This window comes from Parajatrophihabitans canadensis (assembly GCF_053764775.1).
On sequence record NZ_CM132445.1, the window covers coordinates 4,663,172 to 4,675,972 of the forward strand.

At 65.2% G+C, this 12,801-nt stretch carries 9 protein-coding genes; 4 read left to right on the top strand and 5 right to left on the bottom strand.

What is annotated here, in order from left to right:
- Window positions 1–11: 11 nt before the first annotated feature.
- Window positions 12–2,366 (bottom strand): arylsulfatase, encoded by a 2,355-nt coding sequence (locus ACSMXN_RS22430; RefSeq protein ID WP_022914299.1) that lies wholly within the window; start codon window positions 2,364–2,366, stop codon window positions 12–14.
- 260 nt (window positions 2,367–2,626) lie between these two features.
- On the opposite strand from ACSMXN_RS22430, the gene ACSMXN_RS22435 reads away from it, so the two are divergent.
- Together ACSMXN_RS22435 and ACSMXN_RS22440 are read left to right on the top strand one after the other, a co-directional pair.
- On the top strand, window positions 2,627–4,003 hold the full coding sequence (locus tag ACSMXN_RS22435) for a DUF3533 domain-containing protein (RefSeq protein ID WP_455407640.1): 1,377 nt from the start codon (window positions 2,627–2,629) through the stop codon (window positions 4,001–4,003).
- A gap of 43 nt (window positions 4,004–4,046) precedes the next feature.
- Entirely contained in the window at window positions 4,047–4,688 is a 642-nt protein-coding gene (locus ACSMXN_RS22440; RefSeq protein WP_022914297.1) for an NAD(P)H-binding protein, read from the top strand.
- A 36-nt stretch (window positions 4,689–4,724) separates the two neighbouring features.
- Here ACSMXN_RS22440 and ACSMXN_RS22445 read toward each other — a convergent pair whose 3' ends face one another.
- The 3 genes from ACSMXN_RS22445 to ACSMXN_RS22455 form a co-directional block, all read right to left on the bottom strand.
- Entirely contained in the window at window positions 4,725–7,649 is a 2,925-nt protein-coding gene (locus tag ACSMXN_RS22445; RefSeq protein ID WP_196811356.1) for a helix-turn-helix transcriptional regulator, read from the bottom strand.
- A gap of 130 nt (window positions 7,650–7,779) precedes the next feature.
- Window positions 7,780–7,965 (bottom strand): hypothetical protein, encoded by a 186-nt coding sequence (locus ACSMXN_RS22450; RefSeq protein WP_022914295.1) that lies wholly within the window; start codon window positions 7,963–7,965, stop codon window positions 7,780–7,782.
- Window positions 7,966–8,097: 132 nt separating this feature from the next.
- Window positions 8,098–8,850, bottom strand: coding sequence for a PAS domain-containing sensor histidine kinase (locus ACSMXN_RS22455; RefSeq protein ID WP_022914294.1), 753 nt, complete (start codon window positions 8,848–8,850; stop codon window positions 8,098–8,100).
- A 487-nt stretch (window positions 8,851–9,337) separates the two neighbouring features.
- Between ACSMXN_RS22455 and ACSMXN_RS22460 the strand changes: the two genes are divergently transcribed.
- Both ACSMXN_RS22460 and ACSMXN_RS22465 read left to right on the top strand, forming a co-directional pair.
- Complete coding sequence (locus ACSMXN_RS22460; RefSeq protein ID WP_155958448.1) at window positions 9,338–9,733, top strand: hypothetical protein; 396 nt, start codon at window positions 9,338–9,340, stop codon at window positions 9,731–9,733.
- A 257-nt stretch (window positions 9,734–9,990) separates the two neighbouring features.
- The gene (locus ACSMXN_RS22465) at window positions 9,991–11,424 is read left to right on the top strand and encodes an HNH endonuclease signature motif containing protein (protein ID WP_196811355.1); all 1,434 of its coding nucleotides are present in this window, start codon (window positions 9,991–9,993) and stop codon (window positions 11,422–11,424) included.
- 500 nt (window positions 11,425–11,924) lie between these two features.
- Here ACSMXN_RS22465 and ACSMXN_RS22470 read toward each other — a convergent pair whose 3' ends face one another.
- Window positions 11,925–12,785 (bottom strand): enoyl-CoA hydratase/isomerase family protein, encoded by an 861-nt coding sequence (locus ACSMXN_RS22470; protein ID WP_035944211.1) that lies wholly within the window; start codon window positions 12,783–12,785, stop codon window positions 11,925–11,927.
- Between the last annotated feature and the right edge of the window lie 16 nt (window positions 12,786–12,801).

The following is a 12,801-nucleotide window of genomic DNA, read 5'->3' on the forward strand; positions in this document are numbered from 1 at the left end:
GCCCAAGCTAGCTATTCCCGCATCAGCATCAGTTCGGCCTCGCGCTCCAGATCGACGTAGGGTTCGCCGCTGACGTCGACGGCGACCCGGTTGATGGTTCCGCCGGTGAATCGGTACGGCGGTACGCCCGGGTAGTCCTCGGTGATCGGTTCACCGGGGTCGCGACCGACGCAGAGTCCCGATCCGGCGATCGCGAAGGCACCGAGTTGGGTCTTGATCCGACCTTCGCCGACCTTGTGGTCGCCGTGATAGAGCGACAGGATTCCGCTGGCGTATTGAGGGTCATCGCCATCCTTGTCGAACGCGGCAGACAGCACCAGGTTCTCACCCGTCGGGACGTCCTCGGTTCCGTCGATCCGCTGCTCGATGCTGCCGACGTAACTGTTCACGTAGTGCAGCCGGTTGCCTTTGACGTAAAGGGCGTGCCCGCCGAACCGAGCGCCCATGGCGAACAGCACTCCTTCGGCGCCAGGGCCGGGGATGTCGACCAGCGCACCGATGGTAAAAGACCGGTTGCGGGTGTTGACAGCCTGCCACTCCGAGACGGGGGCGACGTCGGAGTAGTAGACATAGCGAGTGCGCGGCGCGGTGAGTTGTGGCCGAGGTGTCGACAGGATTTCCAACGCAGACCGGTCGTCCAGCGGGAACGCAATATTGGCGCCGGCCTGCGAGAACCAGATATTGACCAGTTCCCTTAGTTTGTCGGGGTGTTCGTCCGCGAGGTTATGTATCTCGGACCGGTCGGTATCGGTGTGGTAGAGCTCCCATTCGTCGTCGTTGAAATGGCTCCACCCGGCTAGCGTGGGATGGGTGGTGACGGCTTTCCATCCCTCGTGCCAGAGCGAGCGCGAGCCGAGCATCGAATAGAACTGTGTCTTGCGGCCCGACGCCATCGCCGGATCGTCGAAGGTCGGGCGCATGCTCACGCCATCCATTTGGCTTTGCACGTGCCCCTTGATCGTCTCCGGCGCGGCGACACCCAGAACATCGAGAATCGTCGGCGCGATGTCGATCGCGTGATGATATTGATCGCGGATCTCTCCTCGAGCCTTCGTCCCGGCCGGCCAGGAGATGATGCACGGATCGCAGGTTCCGCCATTGAACTCGTAACGCTTCCACATCTTGAACGGGGTGTTGAAGGCCATCGCCCAGCCGTTCGGGTAGTGGTTGTACGTTGTCGTGCCACCGAGGTCGTCTATCTTGGCCAGGTTCTCGGCAAGATCGTCCTCGATACCGTTGGCGAACTTCATCTCGTTCACCGAACCGTTCGGGCCGCCCTCGCCGCTGGCGCCATTATCAGAAACCACGATGACCAGGGTGTTCTCCCTCTGATCGGTGGCCTCCAGGAAGTCCAGCAGCCGACCGATGTGGTGGTCGGCATGGGCGAGGAATCCCGCGTACACCTCGGCCATCCGGCAGAACAGCCGCTTTTCGTCGTCGTTGAGCGTGTCCCACGGCCGGGTGTAGTCCAGCGGCGGGAACGGCTTGCCATCCGGGCCGGTTCTGTTCTCGGGGGTGCCGATCGGGTTCAGCGGCGGCAACTCGGTGTCGGCAGGAACGATGCCGAGATCCTTTTGCCGAGCCAACGTCTGTTCCCGAATCGCCTCGTAACCCATGTCGAATCGACCTCGGAACTTTTCGATCCACTCCTTCGGCGCATGGTGCGGTGCGTGGCAGGCGCCGGGCGCGTAATAGAGGAAGAACGGCTTGTCAGGCGCGATCGCCTTGGCGTCTTTGATGAACTCCAGCGCCTTGTCCGTGATGTCATCGGTGAGGTGATAGCCCTCCGCCGGCGAGCGCGGCTGATCCACCGGGTGATTGTCATAGACCAGGTCCGGGTGCCACTGATTGGTCTCGGCGCCGAGAAAGCCATACCAACGCTCAAAACCCCGACCGCTCGGCCAATTCCGGCGAGTCGCCGCCAAGTTCATTTCATCGGTCGGACAGAGATGCCATTTGCCCACCATGTAGGTGTTCCAGCCCTGCTCGGCGAGGATTTCTGACAGCATCCCGTTCTCCGGTGGGATGGTGCCGCTCGCGTTCGGGAAACCGACCGCCGCCTCGGTGATGCAGGCCATGCTGTTGCGGGTGTGGTTCCGCCCGGTCAGCAAGCACGAACGGGTCGGCGAGCACAGCGCCGTGGTATGCCACTGCGTGTATCGCACTCCATCCGCGGCGATCCGATCGATGTTCGGCGTTTCGATCGGGCCACCGTAGGAACCCATGGCCGAAAAGCCCACGTCGTCCAGGACGATGTACACGACGCTGGGCGCTCCCGCTGGAGCCTTCGGCGGTTCGAAGGGCGACCAATCTGGCGCCGAGTCGCGAATATCATTGTTGATCGTTCCGCCGAACAGCTTCGCCATGACCCACTCCCATCGTCACCTGACGGGGACCCAACACGACGACGTGGCTGGCCCCCCGACACGGTGGACGCTAGTAGGTCGGAGGTCGTCTCGATTCATCCAGCAAGGATGACCCACACGCCCGTCAGGGCTTCAGTACGCCGGGAGTGACCCGAGCGGCGCCACCGATGAGCGCGGCAGCGAGTGGCTCGTGCTGAGGACCGCCGACGGAAGCCCTCAGCTCTCTTGGAGGCGCGCGCTACGGCGGCTAGGGTTCATTCGTGGCTGATGTAACTGACCCGCCCGATGATCCAACGGCGGGCCACCAGATGCGGGCATCTCAGCTGCTTCAGGTCCGCGCAGTGTGGATTTCGCCTGCGATCATCGCATCGGTCTTGATCTTTCTGATCACGCTGATCTACATCGGATCAGTCGTCAATCCCCTTGGTCACCTGAGCGGGCTACCGGTGCTCGTCGTCAACGAGGACGCAGGCGTGACGGCAGGCGCCTCGCGGGTTGAGATCGGCCAGCAGGTGGTGTCTGGGCTGCAGGGCTCGCACGCGGTGACCAGTCGACTTTCCTTGAAGACGGTGACCTTGGCGCAGGCCACGAAACAGCTGAACAAGAACGCCGCCTACACAGCGATCGTCATTCCGTCAGATTTCAGCGCTTCGCTGCTGAGTCTGTACGGCTCGGCACCGGGTGCCTCGACCTCAGCAGCGACACCGGCGATCCCTCGGATCCAGCTGCTCACCAATGTCCGCTCGGGCAGCGTCGGAGTCAGCTTGGCGACGAACATCGCTCAGCCGGCTCTGGCCGCGATCTCGAGCAATATCGGCAAGCAACTGTCTGCGCAGGCCGCCGGCGGAGGCGCGCCTGCGAACGCCTATCGATCCGACCCGATCGCTGTCACCACAGTTGCATTCCGCCCGCTGCCTCCGCACTCGGCTCTGGGGCTGAGCGCCTTCTACATCTCCCTGCTCACGATCATGTGTGGCTTCCTTGGCGCCGTCCTGGTGAACTCCACTGTCGATTCGGCGCTGGGCTATGCCACCAACGAGGTCGGCCCGAGGTGGCGGCAACGAGCGCCGGTGCATATAAGCCGGTGGCAAACCCTGCTAGCGAAATGGCTGCTGTCGCTCGGCGTCGTACCGATTCTGACCACCGTCATGCTCGTCGTGTCGATCGCGATCCTGAAAATGGATGCTTCGCACATTCCAACACTGTGGGTCTTCACCACGCTCGCAGCCGTCGTGGTCGCCATGGGCACCCTGGTGCTGTTCGCAGCATTCGGAGCGCTCGGACAGCTCATCGCGATGCTCGTCTTCATCTATCTCGCGCTGGCCTCTAGCGGCGGAACAACTCCGCTACAGGCGCTACCGCCCGTCCTCCGCTTCTCCGCACACTTCGAGCCGCTTCGACAGATTCTCGACGGGGTTCGCGCAATTCTCTATTTCGATGCCTCCGGTGCTGCCGGACTGACGCGAGGATTCGTCATGACTGGCGTGGGACTCGTCATCTGGCTCGTCGCCGGCGTCGCAATCACGGTCTTGTACGACCGGCGAAAGCTCTATCGGATACAGCCAGAACTGCTCGCCTACGTCAACGAGTCGGCCCGCAACTACGTGGCTACACGGGACCAGGCGCCATCGCCATGACAGCTCAACCCCTAACATCCTCGAGAACAAGACGGAGTGACGCATGACCGTAATCGCAGTAGTTGGCGCAACCGGGTACGCAGGCGGCCATATTGCCGCCGAAGCAGTCCGACGCGGGCATGAAGTCCTCGGCATCTCGCGGTCTGCACCGACCGAGACACGCGACGGTATCTCGTTCCGGGCCGGCTCGGTACACGACAAGGCCACCATCGAGGAGTTGACACAAGCCGCCGATGTGCTCGTCATCGCGGTGCCAAGCCGAGGCGAGGACGGCACCTTGGTGGATTCGATTCCCTCAATTCTGGAGACCGCGGGCAAACACGGGACACGCATCGGCGTGGTTGGGGGCGCCGGCAGTCTTCGTGTGAGCCCGGACGGTCCGCGGTTCATGGACACCGGTGTGTTGCCGGACTTCGCCATGCCTGAGGTGACTGCCCACGCCGCCGCGCTCGACGCGCTGCGCGCCTCCAGCTCCGACACCGACTGGTTCTATCTGAGTCCGGCGGGCGGGTTCGGTTCATACGCGCCAGGCGAGCGAACTGGAAAGTACCGGGTCGGGGACGACGTGATGCTGGTTGATGCTGACGGCAATTCAGCCATCTCCGGCGACGACTACGCGATCGCATTTGTGGACGAGATCGAAACGCCGAACCACCATCGGACCCGGTTCACGGTCGCGTACTGATTCGATCGCGAACTCCGAAACCGTTGGCGCTGCTGGTCAAACCAGGCCAGCGTGGCGTGCCGCTACGCCCGCCTCGACGCGGTTGCCGACGTCCAGCTTGCGCAGCAGATTCGTAACGTGCACGCTCGCGGTCTTCTCGCTGATGAACAGCTCCCGACCGATCTCTCGGTTGGTGCGCCCAATCGCAAGTAACCGCAGGACGTCGAGCTCTCGCTGGGTAATCGAAACGTCTGGCCGCTCGGGCGCGCTCAGCTGGCCCGGGACAATGTCCAGTCGTGCGCGTTTGGCCAGCTGTGCCAGGGCATCTCTCAACGGCACGGCGCCCAGTCGATCGGCGGTGGTCGCTGCGGATCGAACGGCATCAGCCGCCATCGTCCGATCACCCTTGTCGCGCAAGATGGTATCCGCTTGGCGGTAGCGAGCCAGCGCCGCATAATGCGGCACTCCGACTTCATCCCAGGTCTCGGCAACGTTGCGCCACTGATCGGCGTTATCGCGTGCCCAGACACGGTCATACTCGGCTGCGGCCACCTTGATCCAGCCTCGGCATTCTGGCAGCGCGAGCGCTTCCGGCCGTTCGGCGAACTTGGCGGCCAGCACGGCGAGCTCGTCTGCGATCTGACGCGCGGTGGCAACCTCACTGTCTGATGCCGTACCTCGCGTCTGAGCCACTCGATCGGCCTCGACCTGCAACGCGACCGCGAGTCCCCGCGCGAGGTAGTAGACCCCATCACTGTCTGCACAACGGGCAAGGCCGGTAGCTGCATGCGCTCGCGCAGCGTCGAACTTGCCGTCCAGCGCGGCTAATTCGGCTGCATACAGCTGGCTGTTTGCGGTGTGCTGAACGTCTGCGGCCTCGGTCGTAGCCTCGATTGCGAGATCGATGATCTCGCGAACCAGATCGATTTGGCCGGTACCGAACAGCAAGGGCAGGCACCGCAGGGCCTTGTACGAGTTTGACCCGGTGGGGATTCGGTGATCCAGCCTCACCGCTGCAGCCTCGTCCCAGCGTCCGGAAAGGGTCAGCGCCAGGATGGTATTCCCAGCGACCGCCTCACCCAGGTGCCTGGTAATTCCGCTGGCGATTGCGTATTCGATACCCGCGCGGCCCTCCCTGATGGCTTCCTCGTACCGGCCGGCGAAGACCAGGCTGTGCACCAGGTTGTTGTACGCCCTGCCGGCTTCGCCGACCATCTGTTCGTCTTCGAGCAGCATCTCCAACGCACGACGTCCGGTGTCGATCCCCTCGTCCGGCAATCCGCTTTCGACCAGTACCGCCCCCAGGCTGCACAGTGCATGTGTCGTGACGTCGCGAGCACCCGCGGCCTCAGCGGCTTCGAGGGCCACCCTCAGGAACCGCTCGGCATCGGCAGTCCTGTCGTCGAGCATCAAGCTCTGGCCGAGTGCCGAGTAGACGAACGCCTTCTCCCGCGACGACGGCCTGTCGGCAAGCAAGGCAACCGCTTGCTCGTAGGCGGCTTTCGAACGTTCCCCGTCCCGGTCTGTCCATGCAATTCGCCCAATGCGCTCGAAGATCAGCGCTCGATCCTCCGGCAAGGCGTCGGCACCCAGTTCACTCAGCGCCTGCTTGAACAGCGCCAGGGCGCGGGGCAGATTGGCCGTCCAGTACATGGTGTTCCCGGCCCGCTGGAGCAACTCGAGGTGGCTCAGGCCCGATATCTCGATGGCGTCGGGCACCTGGTCGTACAGGCCCAGCGCGCGCTCGTATTGTTCGGCGGCCGAGGCTGGCGCGTGGACCTTCTCCGCCTCGAGGCCTGCCCGGACGGAGGCGGAATACGCCTGCGGGATCTGCGACGCGCTGTGCCGGTGGTGCGCGATCATCGCCCAGCGCGCATGTTCGTCCAGCCGACCGGCCGACGCGAAGGCGTCGGCCGCGGCGACGTGCAGCCGATTGCGCTCGCCGGGCAGCAGATCGTCGTACAGCGCCTCGGCGACCAGCGCGTGGCGGAACCGGCAGCGATCGCCCTCGATCACGAGCAGCTGTTCGGTGACCGCCTCGCGCAGGGCGATGGTGATAGTCGCCGCCGGCACGCCGGCCAGTACCGCCACAAGATCCTCATCGACATCAACGCCCAGCACCGCGGCGATCCGCAGTGCCTGTTGGGTCTGCGGATCCAACCGGCCGACCCGATCAAGGATCGCTTCGGCCAACGTGTCTGGCAGCCGTCCGGCAACTGACCCGCTTGCGGTGAGCTCCTCGACGTAGAACGGGTTGCCGCCGCTGCGGTTCACTAGTTCGTCGACGGCGTCGGCGTCCAAACCTGGACCGTCGATTTCGGCGATCAGCTGGGCAACATCGCCGCGACTGAACCCCGACAGGGTCAGCCGTTCGGTGCCGGGCAGGCGGTCGAGATCGCTCAGCAACGGACGCAGCGGGTGGCGACGGTGCAGTTCATCCGTCCGGTACGTGAGCAGCAGGACGACGGGTACGTCGCGCAGGTTGCGAGCCAGAAATGCGACTAGGTCTCGGGTGGACGAATCGGACCAGTGCAGGTCCTCGAAGACCAGAAGCACCGGCCGGTCGGCGCTCAAGCTCGCCAGAAAACCGAGGAGATGTTCGAAGAGGGTCCCAGCGTCGGGAACGTTCGTGTCACTGCCGTCTCCGATCAGCGCTCGGACGCCGCGAAAGGCATCCGTCAGTCGCACGTCGAATTCCGCCACGCCGACTTCGGATCGGATCGTTCGCAGCGCCTCGACGACTGGGGCATACGGAATGGACACCGAACCCAGGTTGAGACATCCACCGATCCCGACCAGCAAGCCGGACGCGCGAGCGATGCTTACCGCCTCGCCGATGAGCCGGGTCTTGCCGATGCCCGCATCGCCACCGATCGCTACGATGCGGCTCTGACCAGCGGCCGCGTCACCGATGACCGCGCGCAGCGTCGCCACTTCGGCATCGCGTCCGATGAATCGATCAGAAGTAACCCGCCGCGTCACTGTGCCAGTATCACCCGTCGCGTCGATGCCGACTCGTCGGCGCATGCCGACGGTGCCGAGTCGTCCGAGCTCCGCGGCCGTACTGAGGCGATCATGCGGCTGGCGCGAGCCAGCCGCTGTGCTGAGGCGGTCACGCGGCTGGCGCGAGCCGGGCGAACAAGCGCCGGGTCCGGCCGCCGAGCGAACGGCTGTTGTCACCGGCGACTGCCCGGGCCTCCCGAGACCGGCCGCCCTTCGCCGCCTCTGCAGCGCTGGAGCGCATTTGCCGGACGTGGTCGTCGTTGATCATCTTGCTGATGTATGGGTTGGTGTACATTTCGTGCCTCCTTGATCCGATAGATCAAGCCTCGCTCTAAGGCCCGGCCGCGCACATCGGGAGAAAGCCTTAGATCCGAGAGTTGGGCACTTAGATTTCGCGTCGGACTCCGGCATCAGTCCTGTTCGGCCATCAGTCCTGTTCGGCGCGGTACTCGCTCAGCGCCGCGCCGACCTGGTCAGCCATCGCGATCGCCGCCAACCGTTGGGTCAGATCCGGACGGGCACCTGAGGTCGGCGTCATCAGAAAGCGTCCCCAGAACCGGCCACCAGAGGAGACCAGCAGCTCGGTCTCCCGTCCATCCGGGAAGCCTTCGCTGTCGACATCCCAGCGGCTGGCGCCCCACATGAGCCCGCCGTCGTGTTCCAGGCGGGGGTTGCCAATCCCGGTTCCGTAGTGGAAGCGGCAACCTCGTAGGCCGAGCAAAGTGATCAGCTGCCCGGCCACCCGGTCGATGAGCTGGGTCGGCGACGTACCGGTGACCGCGACCTCGGACGCCCGATGCACCCCCTCGACGTAGCTCGCTTGACGGACTGCTCGGCTCTGCTCGTGGCGGGCCCACACCGCCAGCTCGGTCACGGCGGCCCCTACGACCAGCAACAAAACGGTCGTCTCCACGTCGTCGCGTGACGTGATGGTGAAATGCTCATGCGGCTCGGTCAAAAAGAAGTCGAACCACACACCGGCCGACAGAGCCGCCAGCCACCCGGCGAGACGGTTGCCGAGGGCCGCGACACCCACGATGACCACCACGAGCAGCAGCGCAGCATGGGTATTTTCAAGCGAATGCCGAAAGGGCACGAGGACGACGCAAAGCACCAGCGGTGCGAATAACCCGAGTAATAACGCCAGCCTGTCCCGGGTGAGCCAGGCGATGGCCTTCATCTCACCCTTCTACGTCTGTCACGTCGGGCAGTCAAGGCCTTGCCGAGGCGCCCGGCCCCAGGACCGGGTGTTGTGAGGGCGCGTGAGATCGCCTGATCGACCACAGCTAGCGGATAGCTGACTTTCGTCGGGGAACGGCTCTGAAGGATCCTTTCGGGCTGTTCAACTCCAGTCCTGAAGGCAATCCTCGGCGCGCCATCGACGTCGGACAGGACGAGAAGCAAGCGGAGAAAGCGTTCAAGGCGCTTTGCCGTGAGGCCGTGACGCGGAATGAGTTGAAGACAAAGAGGTAATTTGCCGTCGTTCGGATTTCGCCTGGCGTATGGCAAGATCGCTCGGCGTGCGCATTAGACGTCGGGAAAGAAGTACTTACTGGCCGACCCCGCCGCTAGCCTCGGTTCTGGTTTCCGTCGGACTGTGCGCACTCGCCTCCAACGACCGCGATGAAGCCCATCGATTTATCTTTTTCAGCCTCATCGTGGTCATCATGCTTTCAGGAGGACGGATCGCCAGCGCGTGCGGTGCCTTGACGCTCGTGGTGACCGACGAACAACTGGAGATACGACGGCGTCGGCGGTGCGTGTCGCTCGGCCACCGCGACGTCGGGTTCGTTTGCGTGCGGTATTTCGGCTCCGGTCGTTCATGGAGTGTCACCAATATCTGGGTTTTTGGATCCGATCGGACTGTCGAGGTGGACGAACTGCCGACCTCGTGGCTAGTTCGCACGTGGAGCATGCGTCGTGCGCTCCAACGTCATGGCTACGGGCTCGTTGTCATCTCGCATCGGGAGGGAAAGGCACCGAAGATCACGTCGTCCTGGTCATCGCCGGAGTGGACCGTAGGGGCGCTCCGGGAGCAGAGGATCCTGCACCGGAAACGCTGACCTTACACAGATCCCGCCGCCAGGACCGTTGAATCAGGCGCTTATCCGTTGACCTAGGGCCCTCCCTTTCGGGCCGCCATGTTGCTCAGGCCACCGCGGGCGTGAGCCGGCCTCCAGTCGTCAGGTGATCCTTTACCGGGTCTGTTGTTTTTGGTTCGCCGTTCAACTTGTTGCGCTGGGTTATGGGTTGTGCACTATGCGGAAAGTCCATTGTGAGTGTCACGGTTTTGTCGGACCCTTGACCTAGGTTGATGATCATGACGACCGGGGCTAGCGACGACGAGCACGCGGCTGCTGCCAGCGTTGACCTCGCCGCGGGTGTTGTCGTCGGGCATGCCTCTGAGCTCGCGCCGGCCGCCGCCGCCGAGCCTGCCGTCGAACCTGGCGTTGAAGTCGCCGTTGCCCCCGCGGGGTCGGTGCTGGCGGCGGTCGCGGCTCTGTCGGCGGCGGTGGCGGGCTTGGCAGGCTCGTCCTGGGCCGGGCTGGATGACCAGGCGGCGTTGGCGGTGGTACGGCAGGTGGAGACGGCCCGACGGCAGCTGGAGGCCTATGACGCGCCCCTCGTCGCCGAAATCGAGGCCCGTGGGCTGCCCGCCAAACACGTCCACCGCAGCACCGCCCGCTGGCTGAGCGCCGTCTTGAACCTCTCCGCCGCCGAAGCGGCCCGCCGGGTCGGCCACGCCCACGCCCTCGGCGAGCGTCGGGCCCTGACCGGGCAGCCGCTACCGCCGCTGCACCCCGCGCTGGCCGCGGCCCGCGCCCAGGGTTCGGTCACGGCCGAACACGTCCAGGTCGTGCTCCGCACCCTGGACCGCCTCCCGTCCGCCACCCCGGTTGACACCGCCGCCGAGGCCGAGGCCTACCTCACCGACCAGGCGCGCCGGTGGGCACCGCGCGACGTCGCCGGCCTCGGCCGCGCCCTGCTCGACGCGCTGGACCCCGACGGGGCCCTCGCCGATGAGGCTGATATCCAACGCCGCCGGTATCTGTCGATCCAACCCCTGGGTGACGGCATGGTCCGCATCCTCGGAGACCTCGACACTCAGACCGGCAACCTCGCCCTCACCGTCCTGAACGCCCTTGCCGCCCCGAAACCCGCCACCGATCTCGGCCACGGCCGGAGCGTGCCCGACCCCCGCACTGCCGGGCAACGGCTACACGATGCGCTGCGCGCCGGGCTGAAGAAACTCCTGCACGCGGGCAGCTTGCCCATGACCGGCGGGCTACCCGCGACCGTCCTCATCACCATGACCGCCGACCAATACGAAACCAAAACCGGGCTCGCCGTCACCTCCCACGGCCACAAAATCCGGGTCGGTGAAGCGCTCCGCCACGCCGACCAAGCCCTCATCGGCTGGCTCGTCCACGACTCCCACCAAGCCGTCCTCGCCTACGGCGAAAAACGCCGGATCGCCAGCGCCCAACAAACCCGCGCCCTCATCGCCCGAGACCGCGGCTGCGCCTTCCCCGGCTGCCAAGACCCACCCGAATGGACCGAACGACACCACATCACTCCCTGGCGCGACACCCCCGACACCAGCATCAACAACCTCTGCCTCCTCTGCGACCACCACCACGACCGCATCGACACCGAAGGCTGGACCATCACCACCCACCATGGCATTCCCTGGTTCACCCCACCCCCACACATCGACCCCACCCGCACCCCCCAACGCAACCACCGCCCCTGACCACCACCGCAAGTGCAACGGCGGGTTCGCCGGTGCGCGCGGCAGACCGATCCCAGGGCACGGGTGGGTGCCGCATGCCGTCGCGAGGTCGCAAGGTCGCGAGGTGGCGTCTCGCGGAGGCTGCGGCGCGGCGGCTGCTGCGACTGCGACTGGCGCCGCGGCTGGGGCTGCGGTTGCGGCTAGGGCTGCGACTGCGACCGTCGTCGCGGCTGGGGCTGGGCCTGCGACGAGACTGGGGCTGGGGCTGCGACGAGACTGGGGCTGGGGCTGCGACGAGACTGGGGCTGGGGCTGCGACGAGACTAGGGCTGGGGCTGCGACGAGACTGGGGCTGGGGCTGGGGCTGCGACGCGACTGGGGCTGGGGGCTGCGACGAGGCTGGGGCTGCGACGCGACTGGGGCTGGGGGCTGGGGCTGGGGCTGCGACGCAACTGGCGCCGCCGCTGGCGCTGCGACGCGACTGGCGCCTCCGCTGCGGCTGCGGCGCACAGCCACGTGGGTTCACCCTGCGCGCTGGCTTTCCTGGCGCAGTCGCGCGACGGCGACGCCGAGATCGAGCTCGACACCGTCCGGGTGCTGAAGCCCTTGCGCGAAAAGGGTCTTGGCGAACGAGGCGTTTTCGGGTCGACCAGAGGTGGCGAAAAATGCAGCAAGCCCGGGCGCGAATTCGGCGTCCGGAGGCAGGGACGCAACGTCGACCAGCTCCTTGATGCCCGAGACCGCGACCTTGTCGAATGCCGCGATTCGTCGGGCAAACCGATCTACAAATACGTCGAGTTCGGCGTCCGGCACGACGCGATTGACGTAGCCGTACTCGGCAGCCCTGGCTGCAGGGATGTCATCGCCACCAAGGAGAATCTCCATCGCGCGCCCGCGACCGACCAGACGCGCCAGCCGGGCCATCGGACCACCCCCGGGCACAGACCCGAGACCGACCTCGAACTGTCCGAGAATCGCGGTGTTGGACGCAAACCGAATGTCGGTCGCCAGCACAAACTCGCTACCTGCACCGCGCGCGCGTCCACGGACAGCCGAGATCGTGGCCACGGGCACCTTGCTGAGCCGAACCATGTTATCGAGATAGGGATGCAGCCCGGTCGGTCCAGGCTTCATGGCGGCAACGCGCGCCTTGTCGGAGAGCAGATCCCAGTGCGCCATGAAGTAATCGGGGTTTCCGCTGCGGAAGACCACAACCGTCAGTTCTGGTGCTGCCTCGATCCGATCTACGAGTTCACCCAGCTGGTCCACTGTGTCTGGGTCAAGAAGGTTCACCGGCCCGTTCGTGAAGGTCACCCGCCAGTACGAAGGCAAAATGACCTCAACGTGGAACTGCTCCGTCGTATTCGTTGCGGCAGGTTGCATGTCCACGACCGCGGCT